An 18,362-nucleotide genomic window follows, 5' to 3' on the forward strand; every position below is an offset into this window, starting at 1 on the left:
GCCGCCTTTGGCAGCAGCTTTCTTCATTTAAAGATTACGAAGTGCTTCTTCTACTGGTGTATCACCTTTGATTAAGTCAAAGGCTTTATTTTTCACATTGGATTCCGTTAAGCTTTCCACTAAGACAGTGGCTACATCTTCTCTTGAAATCTCAATGTCACGATCGTCTGGAATATGAGCCGCCGCTTCTATTTTCCCTGTCTTCTCCTCATGCAGCAGTGCTCCTGGCCGCACAATGGTGTAAGAAAGACCAGACTGTTTTAAATGTTCATCGGCTTTTCTTTTCGCTTCATAATAAATCTCCATACTGCCTTGTCCTTTTCCTTGATGAGGATCGTCGGCATTATAAGAACTCAGCATCACAAAATGCTGAATATTTTCTTTTTTGGCTGTATCAACGAGGCGTTTTGCCCCCTCTTGATCAACAGCGATGGTTTTATCTGCACCTGTTTTTGAGCCTGAACCAGCTGCAAAGATGACAGCTTCTGCTTGCTTCACAGCATCTGTCACATCCTTTTCAAGATCACCGATGACAGGCTCTGCCCCAAGTTCTTTTAGCGCATCTGCTTGTTTTTCATCTCGAATGAGAGCAAGTGGCTCATGTCCTTTTTCTTTTAAATATCGAATGACAAGTCTCCCTGTATGTCCGTTTGCTCCAGCAACTAATACTTTCATTGTTCATTCTCCTTTCTGTATCTGTTTCATCTTTATCCTTTTTTGATGTGATTCAAACACACGAATAGAAAAAAGCCTTCCCCACTGTGTTGGGAAAAGCTCAAGGGATATGCGATAGATAAAAATAAGAACAAAGAATGAGAAAAGTGCATGTGATCTATGTAATCGCATCGTTGATCAGCAAAGATGTTTTGTTAAAATGGCCTGCACGTCACTCAAATCTGTATCTTTAGAAAAATCGAGTTCAAATACTTTTGAGCTTGTAACAAGCAGCATACCAGTGTCCTGATCAAACACGCCAGCTTCTTGAATGGCAAAACTTTCAATTGATCGATACGGCAAGGAGACCCTGACTTTCTTTTTAGAAAATACGCGGTTATCGCCAAAGATCAGTCGTTTATTAGTGAAACAAATTTGGTCGTGACGCAGTCTGTAAACAGCCTCAATTCTTTCTCCTTCAATTAATAAGGATTCGAATTTTTTATGATCATTTTGTTTACTGACAGAAAAAATACCCACGTAAACCCCCTCTTCCTGCATCAAATTCCTTTATGACAAAACGGCCACACGGCTCTGTGGGTACGTTTTATTCTCACTTATAGAATACGCTATAAATCGTCGTTATTCCATTACGAATAGATTAAATTTCATTTAACTTTTTCTTTTTGATCCGATGCTCTTTCCTCTACTTATTTAGACTGTTAAAGCAGGAAAAAAGTTTCAGTTTTTTTCAAGAAATCATTCGTTATGAGACCATAAAAAAACAGTGATTATGTAAAATCACTGTTCAGCGTGTAGACAAACCCTCGCATCCTTTGTCAGTCCTGCGCTCTGGTGCTCACGAATGGCAAATTCGCTCCGCAAAAGTAGCTGTCCTTCCTAGACTGCAAAGGTTTTCTATCACGCTGAAAAGAAGACAAAGGGCTAAAATAAAGTTCATTTTAGCCCTTTGTCAACAATCTGAACAGTGATTATGTAAAATCACTGTTTTAAATGACTATTCATCTTTTGGGGTATCAATCGTTCCTTCGGCATACACATCAGAAATCTGCTCAAGTGTAATCGCCATATCAGCATCTTCATTGTCATGCCAAGCATTTTGATGTTTCTGCTCTTCTTGCTGTTGCTTTTTCATCTTCATCACCCTTTACTGTTTTTCTTAGTATGAGTGATGACCATCAAAATCATTCAGCAGAATTGTCTTCGAAATACTCTTTGTAGTACCCGCCTACTTTACCCGTATTATCAACGACAAAGAGGAATTCCTCTGTTTCATTTTTCACATCATATGTGTGTCCAACCGTTAATGCCCGGTCAACCATATATTTTTTCGCATTTGTATGTACACATTTTACTTGTTTTACCGTTTCAGCCGTTTGCCAATTTTGATGGATCATGATTTAAAAACTCCTTTTTTCATCTATACATTTATTGTAGCCAATTTTTCATGAAATGCAATGAGTGTTATCGATTGCTTTCAAACATGTCGTGTAATATGATAAATGTATACGTTTACATCTGTGTGCGTATACAAATTGCTTCATGTCCACTTTTTCCACCTAGAACTCGCAGAACAACCCATATCTTTAAGGAGGTTTGTTTATTTATGAGCTCTACAACACTTCAAATCAGTTCAAAACTCGAATCTTTTCTCCAAGGGACGAAAAAACTCTACATTAACGGTCAGTTTGTCACAAGTCATGATAACAAAACATTCTCTACACCTAACCCTGCCACAGGAGAAACCCTTATTGATGTATATGAAGCAGGTGCAGCCGACATTGATGAGGCAGTAAAAGCTGCTAAAAAGGCGTTCCATGGACCTTGGCGTTCTATGTCTGCAGCCGAACGTGCCCGCTTGATGTTTAAGCTGGCAGATTTAATGGAAGAACACCAAGAAGAACTAGCTCAGCTGGAAACACTTGATAATGGAAAACCAATTAATGAAACAACCAATGCGGATATCCCTCTTGCCATTGAGCACATGCGCTATTATGCAGGGTGGACCACAAAAATGACTGGACAAACCCTTCCTGTCAGCCAGGGATATTTTAATTATACCCGCCATGAGCCTGTTGGCGTTGTGGGACAAATCATTCCTTGGAACTTCCCGCTCCTCATGGCCATGTGGAAAATGGGTGCTGCACTAGCAACAGGCTGCACCATCGTTTTAAAGCCAGCTGAACAAACACCGCTATCTGCTTTATATTTAGCTGAATTAGTGGATAAAGCCGGATTCCCAGAAGGCGTGATTAACATCGTTCCTGGATTTGGTGAAACAGCCGGTGAAGCATTAACCGATCACCCTGATGTCAATAAGCTGGCTTTCACTGGATCAACAAGTGTTGGGAAATTGATCATGGAAAAAGCAGCCAAATCCATCAAGCGTGTTACTTTAGAGCTTGGCGGAAAATCGCCGAATATTATTTTACCAGACGCCGATTTAAAGAAAGCCATTCCAGGTGCATTAAACGGCGTGATGTTTAACCAAGGCCAAGTGTGCTGTGCAGGATCAAGGGTCTTTGTGCACCGGAGCCAATATGATGAAGTTGTCGATCAAATGGCTAAATATGCGACATCCTTAAAACAAGGAGCTGGTCTTCATCATGATACCCAGATTGGGCCTCTAGTGAGTAAAGAGCAGCATGAACGTGTGTTAGGTTATATCGAAAAAGGGAAGTCAGAAGGTGCAACAGCCGTAGTCGGTGGTGACTGCCCTTATGAAGCAGGCTATTTCGTCTCCCCTACTGTCTTTAGAGATGTAGAAGATGAAATGACAATCGCAAAAGAAGAGATCTTCGGTCCAGTTCTATCTGCGATTCCTTACGATTCCATTGATGAAGTGGTCGAACGGGCCAATCAATCTGACTATGGGTTAGCGGCAGGACTTTGGACAGAAAACTTAAAGCATGCCCACGATATCGCTGCACGCCTAGAAGCAGGAACCATTTGGGTCAACTGCTATAATGTCTTTGATGCCGCCTCCCCGTTTGGCGGATATAAACAGTCAGGCCTTGGCAGAGAAATGGGATCATATGCCCTTAACAACTATACAGAAGTCAAAAGCGTGTGGATTAATCTGCAAGACTAATCATTTAAGAAAACCGATGACGATGTCATCGGCTCAGATTGTTGACAAAGGGCTAAAATGAACTTGATTTTAGCCTTTTGTCTTTTTTTCAGCGTGATAGAAAACCTTTGCAGTCTAGGAAGGACGAGTACTGGAGCGGAGCGAATTTGACATTCGTGAGCACCGGAACGCAGGACTGACAAAGAATGCGAGGGTTTGTCGACACGCTGAGCCGGTGACGATGTCATCGGCTTTTTTTGAGCTGTCATGTGACAGGCCGACTCCTGAATATAGTGATAAAGGAAAGGAGCATGGCCGAATGCAAGATTTTAAAACGAGAGTCAACGAATATATCGATGAACTGCACATGCAGGTAGAACGCAGACAAAGAGAAGATGGCGCATTTGTTTTCTGCTTTGAAGGACCTATGATGACAAATGCTTTTTTCATTATGCTGTTAAAAGCCGTTGGTGACCCCGATCAGCAATTGATCCATCAATTGGCCGAAGCAATACATGCCAAACAAAATGAAGATGGTTCCTTTTCTTTGTATCATGACCAGTCAGGACATCTCACAGCTACAGTACAAGGTTATTGCGGCATGCTCGCATCTGGCAGATTTCAAAAAGACGAGCCCCATATGGAAAAAGCAGCACAATATATTCGCTCAAAAGGTGGCCTAAAGAACGTTCATTTTATGACAAAGTGGATGCTTGCCGTAAATGGCATGCACCCTTGGCCCTACTTCTATGCACCTCTTTCCTTTTTACTCATCCCTACGTCTTTTCCGCTACACTTCTACCACCTTAGTGCCTATGCAAGGATTCATTTTGTACCCATGATGATCGCACTGAACAAACGGTATACCTCTCATGCTGCGTTTCCATCATTAGCCCATCTTGATGAAAACATGTCTAAAAATCCATTTGACTGGTTTATGGCAAGAGAAGAACGTTCGACTGATGACTTCCTCATGTATATGCGGTCATATACAGCCCTCGACAGCCGGCTCGACTTTTTCGGATATGAAGCGGCAAAGCGATACATGTTTGACCGTCTTGAAAAAGATGGGACGCTGTACAGTTACTTAAGTGCAACCATCTTTATGGTCTATGCCCTCATGAGCCTTGGGTACTCCCCTGGACATCATCTCATCCAAAAAGCAGTCAGAGGTATGAAAAAGCTCGTCACCTCCTGTCAAAGCAAGATATATGCTGAGAATTCCACCTCGACTGTGTGGGATACAGCGCTTGTCAGTTACGCTTCTCAAAGAGCAGGAAGAAAACGACAAGATCCCATGATCATGAATTCCTTCACCTATTTGCTGGACCGGCAGCAAATGAAGAAAGCGGATTGGGCAGTTCATAACCGTCATGCTGCTCCCGGAGGCTTTGGTTTCTCACATATCAATACGAATAATCCTGATTGTGATGACACGCAAATTGTGTTAAAAGTTATCCCAAAAGAATACGCTCCACTTCAGTGGAAACGAGGATATGACTGGCTTCTCTCCATGCAAAACCGTGATGGCGGCTTTTCTGCTTTCGAAAAAAATCAAGATCACTTTCTGCTTCGTCACCTTCCGCTTGAATCTGCGGAGGATGCGGCGATTGATCCGTCAACTCCTGATATTACTGGTCGTGTGCTCCATTTGATTGGTTTAGAAGAAAAAGATACTGCTTCACCCTCGATTCTCAGGAAAAAAGATCGATGTGTAAAATGGCTCATTGACCACCAAGAGAAAAACGGATCATGGTTTGGCAGATGGGGTGTTTGTTATATTTATGGAACTTGGGCAGCGTTAACAGGACTGAAAGCGGCTGGCATTCCCTCCTCACACCCTGCTGTGCAAAAAGCGTGCCGTTTCCTAAAGCAGATTCAGCTTGAAGATGGCAGTTTCGGAGAATCGTGTAAAAGTGCAGAACTGAAAACCTATGTCCCGCTTCCCTTTGGCACAGTGGTTCAAACCGCATGGGCGACAGAGGCGCTCCTCCAATATGAGAAAGCAAATAACGCAGGCATTTTGAAAGCTGTCTCCTTTTTAGTGAACCATCACCATACTGAAGAAGCCATGTACTATCCAGTCGGCATTGGACTGCCAAAACAATTTTACATCACCTATCATAGCTACCCATTTGTGTTTCCGATGATGGCTTGTTCTACATTTTTAGAGGAAATGAGGCGTATACATGAATAAAGAAGAATATCGCTCACAGCTCAAAGAGTGGCTTAGCACGATTCAACATGTGTGGCAAGATGATAAAATTCATCGAAAAGTGGAACATTTACGACTCAAAATGGAGGATGACCATTCGAGTGAACAAGAATGGTACGAACTAGCCGAAAGTATTGCAGAAGACATGCAGCCACACGAAGAAGTGCGCGATGTAGCAGCTGGAAATCATCAGTTACCACCACTGCCTTATCGGTATGACACACTCGAACCTTATATTTCAAAAGAAATTATGTACTTGCACCATCAAAAGCATCATCAAACTTATGTTGATGGGCTAAATCAAGCTGAACTTGCACTAAAAAAAGCAAGAAGAACCAATGACTTTACCATGATCAAGCATTGGGAACGTGAGCTTGCCTTTCATGGGGCAGGACATTATTTACATTGTATCTTTTGGTTTTCCATGAGTCCTTCAGGGAAAAGAAAACCTACTGGTCAAATGCTTCGTCTCATTGATCAATCATTTGGCAGCTATGAGGCGTTCAAGTCACATTTTTCAGCTGCTGCCAAACAAGTAGAAGGTGTCGGATGGGCGATCCTTGTATGGTCCCCTCGATCTCAACGTTTAGACATTTTACAAGCAGAGCGCCATCAGTTCCTCTCGCAATGGGACGTCATCCCCCTTCTTGCTCTTGATGTGTGGGAGCATGCCTATTACCTCCAATATCGAAATGAAAAGGCGCAATATGTAGACCGGTGGTGGCATGTCGTTGACTGGCGTGAGCCAGAAGCAAGACTAAAACAGGCTCAACAAGTGAAATGGACACCTTTTTGATCGCATACTCCACATAGTTCATTTACTATGTGGGTTTTTATTAGTTTACATAATAATATTATGAACACCCATTACAAAATCATAGGTTGTTTTTTCAGAAAATTCATTTAAAATAGAAAAGATATGAAAAGAAAGAGAGTTGAAAGATAGTATGAACACCCTTTTACACATTAGTCACTTTGCAGGAAGAACATTCGCTATATGGGTCATTGTCTTTGCTTGTCTAGGTTTTACTTTTCCTGCGGCATTTTCTTTGATTGGACCTTATATCCCTTTTTTACTTGGCATTATTATGTTTGGCATGGGGCTGACGCTGTCTTCTGAAGATTTTAAAGAGCTTTTTAGAAAGCCTCTTTATGTATTGATCGGGGTTTTAGCGCAGTATACACTGATGCCACTCATTGCATTTTTATTGGCCTATGGGTTACATTTGCCTTCTGAAATCGCTGTTGGTGTCATTCTCGTCGGCTGCTGTCCAGGCGGGACTGCATCCAATGTAATGACCTTTTTGGCGAAAGGAAATACGGCCTTATCTGTTGCCGTGACAACGATCTCGACCCTACTTGCTCCCATTTTGACCCCTGTTTTTATTTATATTTTTGCAAAATCTTGGTTATCTGTATCACCGGGTGCTTTGTTTTTGTCGATTGTCCAAGTTGTCTTAATTCCGATTATTTTAGGTGTCATCGTCAAATTGTTTTTTAAAAAACAAGTGACGTATGCTGTACAAGCACTTCCACTTGTATCTGTTACTGGCATTGTCGCCATCATTGCAGCTGTTGTCAGCGCAAATAAAGAACAGATTCTGCAATCTGGACTGCTTATTTTTGCCGTTGTTGTTTTACATAATGCTCTTGGTCTATTATTGGGTTACCTCATTGCAAAATGGTGTAAAATGGACATTCCTTCTCAACGAGCAATTTCAATAGAAGTAGGGATGCAAAATTCTGGACTTGGCGCAGCCCTTGCAACCGCACATTTTTCTCCACTTGCCGCCGTTCCCAGTGCCATTTTTAGCGTATGGCATAATTTATCTGGCTCTTGGCTGGCAACATTTTGGTCAAAAAGAGGCTACTCAGAAAATAAAGACCAAAAAAGCTAGTACCCTCATCGGTACTAGCTTTTTCTTTCGATTATCCTTCAAGCAAAAGCTGTTCAGGATCTTCAAGTAGATTTTTAATCGTGACAAGGAACCCAACAGCTTCTTTACCATCGACAATACGGTGGTCGTATGAAAGAGCTAAATACATCATTGGACGGTTTTCAAAGCGTTCTTCATCAATTGCAACAGGACGAAGTTGAATTTTATGCATACCTAAAATTCCAACTTGAGGACTGTTTAAAATTGGTGTTGAAAGCAGAGAACCAAATGTTCCTCCGTTTGTGATCGTGAATGATCCACCTTGTAATTCATTGAGCGATAATTTGTTATCTCTTGCTTTTTTCGCAAGATGACCGATTTCTTTTTCAATTCCTGCAAATGATAGTCTGTCTGCATCACGGACAACTGGTACCACAAGCCCTTCATTGGCGGCTACAGCAATACCGATGTCATAGAATTTTTTAATGACAAGCTCATCACCTTGAATTTCTGCGTTGAGAAGTGGATATTTTTTAAGTGCTGCTACCACTGCTTTTGTGAAGAAGGACATGAAGCCCAGTTTCACATCGTTTTGTTCAAGGAAGGCATCTTTGCGACGCTTTCTTAGGTCCATGACAGCTGTCATATCGACTTCATTAAATGTTGTCAGCATCGCTGCCGTTTGTTGAACTTCAACTAAACGTTTTGCAATGGTTTGTCTGCGGCGTGACATTTTTTCACGCTCAACTGGTTTCCCTGCTTGATCATTTTGCACCGCAGCATTTGCTTTTGGCGCGGCTTTCGGTGCACTTGCAGGAGCTTCATTCTTTTGGTAAGAAGCTACATCCTGCTTTCGTACCCTGCCCAGCGGATCTGCGGTTGGAATCTCAGATAAGTCTAACCCCTTCTCTCTTGCTAGTTTTCTAGCTGCTGGAGAAGCGATCGTTCTGCCATTACCAGATTTCGGCTCTTCTTTTGCTGCCTCTTCTTTTTGTTCAGCTGCTGGTTCTTCTTTCGAAGCTGGTGCAGAATCTTGCTCAGGTGCTGGAGCTGCGGACTCGCTTCCGCCAGCTTCACCTGCTGCAATCGTTCCGATGACTTCTCCAACTTGGACAGTGTCACCAGAATCTTTCAGTACTTCTTTTAGAACACCAGATTCTTCAGCTGTCAATTCGACATTGACTTTATCTGTTTCAAGTTCTAACAGGTATTCCCCCTGCTCAACATAATCGCCCGGCTGTTTTAGCCACTGAGCAATTGTTCCTTCCGAGATTGATTCCGCTAGTTCAGGTACTTTAATTTCCGCCATTTTTCATTTCCCCCTTAGTTTTTGCGAGTCAAGCTATCAGATACAATTCGTTCTTGTTCTTTTTTATGAACAGTTGGATCACCCTCAGCCGTACTTGAACGTCTTCTGCGGCCGATGTAACGTACTTTTACTTTTTCAGATGCAATTTCACGTAAATATGGCTCAATATATCCCCAAGCGCCCATATTTTGCGGTTCTTCTTGCACCCATACGATTTCTTCTAAGTTCGTCAGTTTTGATAAAATGGCTTTAATATCTTTGGCTGGGAATGGATATAATTGTTCCACTCTCGCAATATGAAGCCAATCTTTTGAGTCTTCCATTTGAGTAAAACGATCACTAATATCGATCGATACCTTCCCGCTCGATAGCACAAGGCGTGTTACTTTTTCATGATCATGCACAAGGCCCGGCTGTTCAAGAACTGGACGGAACTGTCCATCTGTTAGTTCTTGGACTTCGGATAATGTGTTCGGGTTTCGAAGCAGACTCTTCGGTGTCATGATGACAAGAGGACGAATCTCTTCACGAAGCAGCATTTTCGCCTGTCTTCTAAGAATATGGAAGTATTGAGCTGCACTTGTCAGGTTCGCAACTGTCCAGTTATTCTCAGCAGCTGATTGCAAGAAGCGTTCTGTTCTTCCACTAGAATGTTCTGGACCTTGTCCTTCATATCCATGTGGCAAGAGCATCACAAGCCCTGACTTTTGTCCCCACTTGGCGCGGCCTGCTGAAATAAATTGATCAAAATACACTTGAGCCGCATTTGCGAAGTCTCCAAATTGAGCTTCCCAAATCACTAATGTTTCAGGAGAATAGACATTATAACCATATTCAAACCCGATGACAGAGCCTTCTGACAGTGGACTATTATGGACTGTAAATGATGCATTTGCATCACTCAGTTCATGAAGAGCAATGAATTCATCTCCCGTTTGACTGTCGTGAAGAACAAGGTTTCTTTGAGCAAATGTACCTCGCTCAGAATCCTGTCCGGTCATTCGAATCGGCGTACCGTCTTTTAATATAGATGCAAATGCAAGTGCTTCACCAAGTGACCATTCCACTTTGCGATCATCTGTAAACACTTTTGCACGTTTTTCAAGGATCCGCTTTAGCTTACCGAATACTTGGAAGTCTTTCGGCCAGCTAATCAATTCTTCATTCAGCTTTCTTAATACATCAAACTCTACAGATGTATCAACTGCAGGGAAGCCGTTAGATACAGGCTCTGGCAGTTCGATTTCTTGAATCGTATGTTCTTTCTTTGAAGGCACTTTTTTATAAGCTTCTTCAATTTTTGCCGTGACAGCCTGCTCAATTTCTTCTCTTTGTTCTTTTGACAGAAGGCCCTCAGTGACAAGCTTATCTGCAAAGATATTCTTGACCGTTTTGTGCTTTCTGACCGCATCGTACAGCATTGGCTGAGTAGTAGAAGGCTCATCCATTTCGTTATGGCCATATCTGCGGTAGCCAATCAAGTCAATTAAGAAATCCTTTTTAAACCGTTTACGGTATTCTACCGCCAGCTGAACAGCTGCTAAACAAGCTTCTGGATCGTCTGCATTGACGTGAACAATTGGAATCTCGAAACCTTTTGCAAGGTCACTAGCGTATTTCGTTGAACGAGATTCATTGCTTTCTGTGGTAAATCCAATCATATTGTTGGCAATGATATGGATCGTTCCCCCCACTTGATAGCCGACTAATTGACTTAAATTTAATGTTTCTGCGACAATTCCCTCTCCAGGAAATGCAGCATCCCCATGAATTAAGATGGCTAACGCTTTTTCAACGTCTTGAACTGGATAGCCTTTTTGAGTACGCGATTCTTGCGCTGCACGAGTGCTTCCTTCAATAATCGGGTCAATAAATTCCAAGTGACTTGGGTTATTGGCAAGTGTGACTCTTGCACTCTTTGTATCTTCATCTTTGATTTGGCGGTCAGCACCGAGATGATATTTTACATCCCCTGTCCATCCGTAGCTGATGCCAATAGAGCCTTCTGATGGTACAAGCTCTTTATTAGGCGCATGCTGGAATTCTGAGAAAATGATCTCATATGGCTTTCCTAACACATGTGCTAATACATTTAAACGGCCTCTATGTGCCATTCCAATGTTAATATTTGAAGTCCCTTGTGTAACAGACTCGGATATAATTTCATCAAGTACTGGAACAAGTGCGTCTAATCCTTCTATAGAAAAACGCTTTTGTCCAACAAATGTTTTATGAAGGAACTGCTCAAATTGCTCGACTTCTGTTAATCTTTTGAGTACAGAAACTAGTTTATCTGCTGGTTTTTTCTTAAATAATTCGCCAGACTCAATAGATTTAGAGAGCCAGTTGCGCTCTTCGAAGTCATGTACGTGATCAAACTCAAATGAAATGGTACGCTTATACGTATTTCTCAAATGGTTAATGGCTTCTATGCCGTTTGAAATGTGTTTAGGTGCATCTGGACTAATAATTGATATTGGAATATTCTTAACGTCTTCTTCAGTTAAACCGTATTCCTTTAATGGAAACAGCTCTTGTAATTCCTTTTCTTTGCGAAGAGGATTGACGGAAGCATTTAAATGGCCATACGTTCTGATGTCTTCTGCCAGTTTAACGACTGATGCTATCTTTTGGATTTGTTCAGAAGTAACTACGCTATTTTCTTTTTTCCCAATTTCCTCCTTCATTTCACTCGGTGGTGCACCAAGTTCATCAAATATGCCTCTTATGTCTTCATCAACACTAGTAGGATCCTGGACATATTGATCGTAGAGCTCGAGCACGTAGCCGAGGTTCGGACCATGAAATTCTTCCCAACTCAACGGTTGTTTCACATCATTTTGAAACATTTTGAACACTACCCCCAACTTTGATCATCAAGTGATTGAACACTATCTCGATATAACTTCCAGAACACAATGACCAAATTTATGTAATAAAACGCTTCCAATCATATTCTACCACTGTTTCGGATTACTTTCTACATTCTTTGTTCAATTAAAGATAAAAAATTCAAAGAAAAACAAAAAATTTAAATCATTCCGAAAAATATTTTAAAGAAAGGGGCAAAACCTTATGCCCCAATGCTTTTATGCAGCAATTTCTTGAGTAATGGATAGAGCACATCTGGCAATGTATCGACATCCGGTACAAAAATGCTGAACTTGCCATACATATCTTGGATCGTTTTCATCTGCGCCTCTTCAATCGGAGAATTGGATAAAAACACATTGATCACTTCAATTCCCTTTTTTCTCGCTTCGAGAACCGCTTCATGTGTATCCACGATCCCATTTTGTTCGTAGCTGAATGCAGCCGGCTCTCCGTCTGAGAAAACAATGAGGAATTTTTGCTCTTCTCTTCGTTTTAAAATCATTTTTGTCATTTGGCGAATCGCATATCCATCCCGGTTATCCTCTTCTGGCTCAAGTGACATAATGGATGGTCCTGCGTCAAATAAGGAATCTTTGAACGATACGACGGTGTTAAAGTAGTTCGGCTGACTTGTTTCAGTTGCGTCATTTGTATCTTCCCAGAACCCTACAATTTGATGAGGTACCTGCACTGATTTTAAAGCTTCATGAAACAGAACAATCCCTTTTTTTGTCTCATCCATTTTGTCAAACATACTTGCAGAGCAGTCAACTAATAAAGTGAACACAGCATCAATTTGAGAAGATGGCGCTTGTTTTTTATAAAATAGTCGAGGATTGGACTCTGTAAAATAACGAATGAGCTTTTTACTGAGACGCCCTGCATGAAGATCTGTTTTTGGCCATGATTTTTTATGCTCAAGTGTTTTTTGAATCATTTGTTTTAAGCGTTTCTGATAAGGCTCGATTGCCTTTGCGTGCTGCTTGTACACATCTATTTGCTCTGGTGAAGGAGGTTCTGGTGAAATCATGACTGGAAACGCATATTTGTTTTCTTTTCCATTCTCATGCGCATCTGCCCCGCTTTCTTCTCCTTCTGCCTCTTCTAGTGCTTCAAGCTTTGAATAGTCTTTTCGATGGGTTTGTTTGGCTGAACCTTGAACCGTTCCAAGCGCCTGATCTCCATCGTCACCTTCTCTTGCTGCATCTTTACCGAGGTCGCTTTTACCACCGTGTTCTAAATCAAATTGAAGGAAACTTTTAGATGGTGCTTCCGTTTCTCTATGCCATACTTCCATATATTCATTATGGATGTCTTCATCCCCCTCTTTTTCCCGATCGACTTTTATATCCTCACTTAATTTTGGCTTTCTTTTGAGGTCATGGAAAAGCGGTTCTTTTGCCGCTTTTTCATAGTCCAATTCTGGGAAGAAAAAGTATGTGTTCAGCATATCCTTTTCAAGGAGCTCATCGAAGCCTTCTGTCAATTCCTTCACAATGATGGCGATATCAGATGTCGAGCGTGCGTCATATACACGTTCAAGACTTGACTCAATAAACGGAATCATTGGATCTATCCGCTCATGAAGGGGTGGAATTTCTTCAAGCGGAGATTCGGCTGTCAGCTTCACGTATATCGCACAAAAGAGTGCATCTGTTAAAATACTACGCTCTTGGTTAATCGTTAATTGTGTTTTAAAGTGCCGTCTGTAAAGCTCCCTTCTCCGTTTAAATACCTTTTTTGTTCCTGGGCGGTCACGTTTAATCCGCTCTTCAATTCGGATATCTTCAAACAGCATAAACAATTGTTTGCACACATCAGGAATGGATAATGTGTGGGCATAGGAAATGATGTCTTCAAATACTGTAAGATCGCTATACACTGTCCCTACTGCTCGCAGGAACACATCACTTTTTAGGCCTGCCATCATATCCTCTTGATGACGATCATCCCAAAAATGGCTGATGAAAATTTTCTTTTCAAACGGTTCATAGTACGACTGAACACCGTATTCAAGCTCCACATCATCACTTTTGGCAAGTGTTTTGGCTAAATCCGTTAATTCCATAAATAGAAATGAATCGATTCTGCTGTCATTAAATTTGATGAATTTCAAAAGTCAGAACCTCACTCGAATAATGTTTGAGCGATATTTCTTACCGCTGCTTTTTCCCGGTCATCTTCTAGCTTCTCTACAATTCCTCGTTCAATTGCACGAAGCGGCGGGATATATTGCGCAAGATCACATGTATCTAACAGTGCACGAATGGATGCGGCTTCTTCACTGACCTGTCCATTGTGTGCTTGGACGATGAGATCTGATGAGAGCTGTACGAATTGATCGATTAACCGCTCATCCTTTAATACGGATTGAGTGTGCAGTACTTCTTTTAAAATGCCACCGCCAATGTAAGGAACTTCAATGACAACAAAACGGTTTTTCAGCGCTTCATTGAGCGGCACTGTCCCCACATACCCCTCATTGATTGCTGCAATCACGCCAAAACCTTCTTCTGCTCTAACGACTTCACCTGTAAATGGGTTTGTCATCATTTTTCTGTAATCAAGCACACCGTTTAAAATAGGCAGTGTTTCTGGTTTTGCCATGTTGATTTCATCAATATATAAAAGGTGTCCTTTTTTCATTGCTTTTGTAACGGGTCCTTCAATGAATTCTATAGAAGCAACTTGTCCATCATTATGGATGGTTTTATAGCCAATAAGACTTTCTGCATCAAGGTCAACTGAGCAGTTTACACTGTGCATCGGCTGTTGAAAAAACGCGGATAAAGTTTCTGCTAGTTTTGTTTTACCTGAGCCCGTCGGTCCTTTTAACAGAACATTTTTTCCTAGGGCAAGTGCAATCATGGCATCTTGAATAATAGACGTATCTTGTGATTCATAGCCGCCTGTTCCGATGAGCGGACGAAATTCTTCTTCGAGAACTTTTCCTTTTGCTTCGATCATTGCTTGAATTTCTTCTGGGAGTGATGGTTGGTTAAACATATATGATTAATTCCTCTCTTCGATCATTTTCCTCACCAAGTATACTAAAAAAACCTTTATGCACTCAATACATAAAGGTTCGTCTTCTGTTATTTTACCATTTCTTTTGTGATGGCTCCGCAAGCAATGCGTTTCCCTGAGTTGCCAGAAGGGTTGCTTAAGTAATCATCTGCTTCTGCATGGATGATGAAACTTCGCCCGTTTTGATCGATTAATTGATTTGGGCCTCCCTTTAACGTCACATCTGGTACATTCACAACAACATCAATTTGTCCATCTGCCCCTACTTCTAAATTAGGCATATCTCCAGCATGATGCCCTTTTGGGTTGTCGAAGCCATGCTCTCTATGGGTCGGATTAAAGTGAGCCCCCGCCGTTTCAAAATCTGGAGTTTCACATATTCCTGTTTCATGAATATGAAAGCCGTGAGGACCTGGCGGCAGTCCTTTCGCTTTCACATGCAGATCCAGCCCATTTTCTGAGGACTCTCTTATTTCAATGCTCCCTATTTTTTGTCCGCTTTCGTTTATGAGTGACGTTGTGACTGGTGCTTGTTTAGGTGCGGCAACTTCTCTTGTTTCTTCTGTCGTTTCTTTTTTCGGCGGTGCATGACATGCTGATGCGGTAAAGATCAAACATATCATGATCATCCACACTGACTTTTTCATTTATGACTGCCCCCTTTTGTTATCAGTATGGACAAACTGATGAGAAGGCAAACAAAAAAAGCCGAAGATCGGCTTTTTTAGAAGAAACGTTTCGCACCTAGGTAGGCTTTTTTCCAATAAGGATTGCTTAAGTTTGAAATTCCTACTCCGCTGTCACTTGCATGAAGGAAATCTCCTCCACCTAGGTATAGTCCCATATGAGAAGGACCTGCTTTGTACGTTGTGAAATAAACAAAATCTCCAACTTGTGGTGTGCTGACAGGCGTCATCATATTCCAGTATCCTGCTGTACTCAATCTAGATACTGATGAAACCTTATTAATGAGATAGTAAACAAAGCCGCTACAATCAAATCCAGCTGGTGTATTGCCGCCCCATCTGTAAGGTATGCCTGTGAGTTTTTTACCTTCTTGAATCATTGTCGTGATTTTGGCATTCATTGGAACGTCATTTTTATTATTGTTGACCGGTGTTGTTGAACCGTTTGACGTAGAACCATTAGATCCAGTTGAACCGGAAGCTGTTCCGTTGATTTTTAATACTTGTCCAATTCTCAGCACATCACTTTTCAAGCTGTTTGCTGTGCGGATTGATTGAACCTGCACCTTAAACTGATTCGCAATTTTCCATAATGAATCACCTGATTTAACCGTATAAGATGTTGTTTTACTACTTGAAGACTGATTGCTGTTTGAAGGCGTGCTAGGTTGAGCAGGTGCTTTCGGCTGACTTGGTTTTGACGTCACCGTTCCTTTTACCTTCAATACTTGATTTGGATAAATCGTATCAGATTTTAGCGAGTTCAATGTTTTAATTTCACCAATCGACATATTTAACGAATTGGCAATTTTCCAAAGTGAATCGCCTAATTTCACTTTATATGTACTAGATGCTGACGACGAACTATTAGAATTCGTTGATTTGTTACTTGAGCTAGAATTAGATGTTGAGTTTGAATTTGTGGACTGGCTGCCGCTCGTTTTCGTCGTTCCAGACACTTTCAGCTTTTGTCCAGGACGAATGAGGTCACTGTTTAAGCTGTTCAAACTTTTCAAACTTGCAACTGACATTTTGTGATTCTTCGCAATCAGCCATAATGAATCCCCAAGCTTGACTGTATAGCTAGATGTTGTTGAAGCACTTGATTTCGTTGCTTTTGAACTTGTTGATGAGCTGGATTTTGAACTTTTTGCACTAGGAATCTTTAAGCTTTGTCCTGCAAAAATCATCGTCGTTTTTAATTGATTAAGAGATTGAAGTTCCGAAATACTTGTGTTGTACTGTTCGGCAATCTTCCAAAGTGAGTCACCGCTTTTCACCTTGATCGTCTGTGCTTCTGCCGGTGCAGCAATAACAGCTGAGCCCGCGATCGCTGAAACTGTGAGGCCGGTTACTACTTTTTTCTTCATAGATGAATCTCCGCCTTTCATGATTTCGTCCCATAAGACTTATGTACTAGTTTTGAGTTTAGCATTTAATGGTTCTGCTTCTCTTGCACTATTTTATCTTTATTTCTATAATATTACTCGACATGAAGACGTTGGGCAATACTAAATAGGTTTTAGAGCAGCAAACTCAAAATGCTAAAACAAAGCCATATCGTTTCTATCGGCTGTTTGCTGTATTTATAAACAATTTTTAAGGAATTTTTAAGTTGACGTTTAGAAATTTGTCAAAACAAGCACGTTGCTAGTTTCATAGTTCTATTCTACATGACAAATTTTTCTGTATCAAATGACTTTTTACTTAATTGCCTGTTTTTTCTCCTCAATAAAAAAAGCACCCTTCCCAAAGAAGAATGCTGTTTTCATGTTTACTTTCTGATTTCTTGGTCTTTTACAGTTAACGGATAGAGGACGCCTTCTTTCGCAAACGACATTTTCCCTGTTTCTTCTGATACCACAAGAACAAGGGCATCAGTCATGCCAGAAAGTCCAATGGCTGCCCGGTGTCTTGTGCCTAGAGAAGGGCTGACTTTTTTTGAGGTGAGCGGTAGGACGTTTGCAGCGGAAACAAGCGTATTTTCTTTTACTAAAAGGGCGCCATCATGAAGTGGGTTTCCAGGATAGAAAATGCTTTCTATTAATGATGCGCTAATTTTCGCATGGAGGTTTGTCCCTTTTTGTATATAATCCTCCACCTCATCTCTCCTTTGAATCACAATCAGTGCGCCATGCTTTTGTTTTGATAAGTTCTCAATGGCTAAAGAAAATTGAGCAAAACCTGGTGTGAATTCTTCCATATATGCTTGTAAATAAAACGAGGAAGCCTCTGCATGCATTTCATTAAACTGATCATGCAATGATTCGAGTTCACAAAGAAGGCATTGTTCCGTCTGGTCAAGCGATTCGACGATTTTCCTTGCATCCATCATAATTTGCGTTAAATGAGATTTCATTTCTAACTTAAACATCGCTTCTTCATTTGTGCGATTGATCATCTCACCATGTCCCTCCTTCTTTCGCTTGTGTCATAAAATAACAAATTGTGCACATTCTATTTGTATGGAGGTGAATTCAATATGACCATTCAAAAAGTGATTCAATATGCTTGCAGCATTTTAGGTGTTGTCAGTCTTTCTTTTATTTATGCCCAAATGTTCAAAAAAACGAAGCCCTCAAAGAAAAATAATCCGACGGAGAATTGATTTTTTTACATAGCGTGATAT

Annotated in this window: 16 protein-coding genes; 5 read left to right on the forward strand and 11 right to left on the reverse strand. The window is 41.1% G+C overall.

What is annotated here, in order from left to right; genetic code table 11:
- Nucleotides 1-27 precede the first annotated feature (27 nt).
- The 4 genes from NST01_RS09600 to NST01_RS09615 all read right to left on the reverse strand — a co-directional run bounded on the left by NST01_RS09600 (nt 28) and on the right by NST01_RS09615 (nt 2,072).
- On the reverse strand, nt 28-675 hold the full coding sequence (locus NST01_RS09600; RefSeq protein ID WP_110487746.1) for an SDR family oxidoreductase: 648 nt from the start codon (nt 673-675) through the stop codon (nt 28-30).
- A 177-nt stretch (nt 676-852) separates the two neighbouring features.
- Nucleotides 853-1,194, reverse strand: a complete 342-nt coding sequence (locus NST01_RS09605) for a PH domain-containing protein (RefSeq protein ID WP_008346505.1) — start codon at nt 1,192-1,194, stop codon at nt 853-855.
- Between the two features lie 478 nt (nt 1,195-1,672).
- Complete coding sequence (locus NST01_RS09610; protein ID WP_017359491.1) at nt 1,673-1,810, reverse strand: YozQ family protein; 138 nt, start codon at nt 1,808-1,810, stop codon at nt 1,673-1,675.
- A 49-nt stretch (nt 1,811-1,859) separates the two neighbouring features.
- Nucleotides 1,860-2,072, reverse strand: coding sequence for a DUF6501 family protein (locus tag NST01_RS09615; protein ID WP_017367443.1), 213 nt, complete (start codon nt 2,070-2,072; stop codon nt 1,860-1,862).
- Nucleotides 2,073-2,281: 209 nt separating this feature from the next.
- Here NST01_RS09615 and NST01_RS09620 point away from each other — a divergent pair, with 209 nt between their 5' ends.
- The 4 genes from NST01_RS09620 (at nt 2,282) to NST01_RS09635 (ending at nt 7,858) form a co-directional block, all read left to right on the forward strand.
- On the forward strand, nt 2,282-3,766 hold the full coding sequence (locus tag NST01_RS09620; protein ID WP_017359492.1) for an aldehyde dehydrogenase family protein: 1,485 nt from the start codon (nt 2,282-2,284) through the stop codon (nt 3,764-3,766).
- Nucleotides 3,767-4,064: 298 nt separating this feature from the next.
- Nucleotides 4,065-5,942: a terpene cyclase/mutase family protein gene (locus tag NST01_RS09625; protein ID WP_341041867.1), complete on the forward strand. Its 1,878-nt coding sequence runs from the start codon at nt 4,065-4,067 to the stop codon at nt 5,940-5,942.
- On the forward strand, nt 5,935-6,756 hold the full coding sequence (locus NST01_RS09630; protein ID WP_341041869.1) for a superoxide dismutase: 822 nt from the start codon (nt 5,935-5,937) through the stop codon (nt 6,754-6,756). Before NST01_RS09625 ends, NST01_RS09630 begins: the two co-directional genes overlap by 8 nt.
- Before the next feature lie 151 nt (nt 6,757-6,907).
- Complete coding sequence (locus NST01_RS09635; protein WP_008346493.1) at nt 6,908-7,858, forward strand: bile acid:sodium symporter family protein; 951 nt, start codon at nt 6,908-6,910, stop codon at nt 7,856-7,858.
- Between the two features lie 31 nt (nt 7,859-7,889).
- Here the strand turns inward: NST01_RS09635 and odhB are convergent, their stop codons facing one another.
- The 7 genes from odhB to cdaS form a co-directional block, all read right to left on the reverse strand.
- Nucleotides 7,890-9,146 carry a 2-oxoglutarate dehydrogenase complex dihydrolipoyllysine-residue succinyltransferase gene (gene odhB, locus NST01_RS09640; RefSeq protein ID WP_007500721.1) on the reverse strand — a complete coding sequence of 419 codons (1,257 nt, stop codon included), beginning with the start codon at nt 9,144-9,146 and terminating at the stop codon, nt 7,890-7,892.
- Nucleotides 9,147-9,160: 14 nt separating this feature from the next.
- Nucleotides 9,161-11,995: a 2-oxoglutarate dehydrogenase E1 component gene (sucA, locus tag NST01_RS09645; RefSeq protein WP_035391743.1), complete on the reverse strand. Its 2,835-nt coding sequence runs from the start codon at nt 11,993-11,995 to the stop codon at nt 9,161-9,163.
- A gap of 224 nt (nt 11,996-12,219) precedes the next feature.
- Nucleotides 12,220-14,136: a vWA domain-containing protein gene (locus tag NST01_RS09650; RefSeq protein ID WP_135227102.1), complete on the reverse strand. Its 1,917-nt coding sequence runs from the start codon at nt 14,134-14,136 to the stop codon at nt 12,220-12,222.
- A gap of 11 nt (nt 14,137-14,147) precedes the next feature.
- A complete protein-coding gene (locus tag NST01_RS09655) occupies nt 14,148-15,026 on the reverse strand; it encodes an ATP-binding protein (protein ID WP_017367449.1) in 879 nt (292 codons plus the stop codon).
- A gap of 89 nt (nt 15,027-15,115) precedes the next feature.
- Nucleotides 15,116-15,694 carry a superoxide dismutase family protein gene (locus tag NST01_RS09660; RefSeq protein WP_007500730.1) on the reverse strand — a complete coding sequence of 193 codons (579 nt, stop codon included), beginning with the start codon at nt 15,692-15,694 and terminating at the stop codon, nt 15,116-15,118.
- A 77-nt stretch (nt 15,695-15,771) separates the two neighbouring features.
- Nucleotides 15,772-17,103 (reverse strand): C40 family peptidase, encoded by a 1,332-nt coding sequence (locus tag NST01_RS09665; protein WP_056704786.1) that lies wholly within the window; start codon nt 17,101-17,103, stop codon nt 15,772-15,774.
- Between the two features lie 404 nt (nt 17,104-17,507).
- Nucleotides 17,508-18,134 (reverse strand): sporulation-specific diadenylate cyclase CdaS, encoded by a 627-nt coding sequence (gene cdaS, locus NST01_RS09670; RefSeq protein ID WP_007500734.1) that lies wholly within the window; start codon nt 18,132-18,134, stop codon nt 17,508-17,510.
- Between the two features lie 81 nt (nt 18,135-18,215).
- On the opposite strand from cdaS, the gene NST01_RS09675 reads away from it, so the two are divergent.
- Complete coding sequence (locus NST01_RS09675; RefSeq protein WP_003215647.1) at nt 18,216-18,341, forward strand: hypothetical protein; 126 nt, start codon at nt 18,216-18,218, stop codon at nt 18,339-18,341.
- Nucleotides 18,342-18,362: the final 21 nt, after the last annotated feature.

The organism is Bacillus sp. FSL R7-0166, assembly GCF_038008935.1.
GTDB classification, from domain to species: domain Bacteria; phylum Bacillota; class Bacilli; order Bacillales; family Bacillaceae; genus Bacillus; species Bacillus altitudinis.

Excerpts from the sequence above, each read along its gene's own strand:
- sucA (WP_035391743.1), bottom strand. The coding sequence starts at position 11,995 with ATGTTTCAAAATGATGTGAAACAACCGTTGAGTTGGGAAGAATTTCAT.
- NST01_RS09620 (WP_017359492.1), top strand. The coding sequence starts at position 2,282 with ATGAGCTCTACAACACTTCAAATCAGTTCAAAACTCGAATCTTTTCTC.
- NST01_RS09625 (WP_341041867.1), top strand. The coding sequence starts at position 4,065 with ATGCAAGATTTTAAAACGAGAGTCAACGAATATATCGATGAACTGCAC.
- NST01_RS09600 (WP_110487746.1), bottom strand. The coding sequence starts at position 675 with ATGAAAGTATTAGTTGCTGGAGCAAACGGACATACAGGGAGACTTGTC.
- NST01_RS09615 (WP_017367443.1), bottom strand. The coding sequence starts at position 2,072 with ATGATCCATCAAAATTGGCAAACGGCTGAAACGGTAAAACAAGTAAAA.
- NST01_RS09630 (WP_341041869.1), top strand. The coding sequence starts at position 5,935 with ATGAATAAAGAAGAATATCGCTCACAGCTCAAAGAGTGGCTTAGCACG.
- odhB (WP_007500721.1), bottom strand. The coding sequence starts at position 9,146 with ATGGCGGAAATTAAAGTACCTGAACTAGCGGAATCAATCTCGGAAGGA.
- NST01_RS09675 (WP_003215647.1), top strand. The coding sequence starts at position 18,216 with ATGACCATTCAAAAAGTGATTCAATATGCTTGCAGCATTTTAGGTGTT.
- NST01_RS09635 (WP_008346493.1), top strand. The coding sequence starts at position 6,908 with ATGAACACCCTTTTACACATTAGTCACTTTGCAGGAAGAACATTCGCT.
- NST01_RS09665 (WP_056704786.1), bottom strand. The coding sequence starts at position 17,103 with ATGAAGAAAAAAGTAGTAACCGGCCTCACAGTTTCAGCGATCGCGGGC.
- NST01_RS09660 (WP_007500730.1), bottom strand. The coding sequence starts at position 15,694 with ATGAAAAAGTCAGTGTGGATGATCATGATATGTTTGATCTTTACCGCA.
- cdaS (WP_007500734.1), bottom strand. The coding sequence starts at position 18,134 with ATGATCAATCGCACAAATGAAGAAGCGATGTTTAAGTTAGAAATGAAA.
- NST01_RS09655 (WP_017367449.1), bottom strand. The coding sequence starts at position 15,026 with ATGTTTAACCAACCATCACTCCCAGAAGAAATTCAAGCAATGATCGAA.
- NST01_RS09610 (WP_017359491.1), bottom strand. The coding sequence starts at position 1,810 with ATGAAAAAGCAACAGCAAGAAGAGCAGAAACATCAAAATGCTTGGCAT.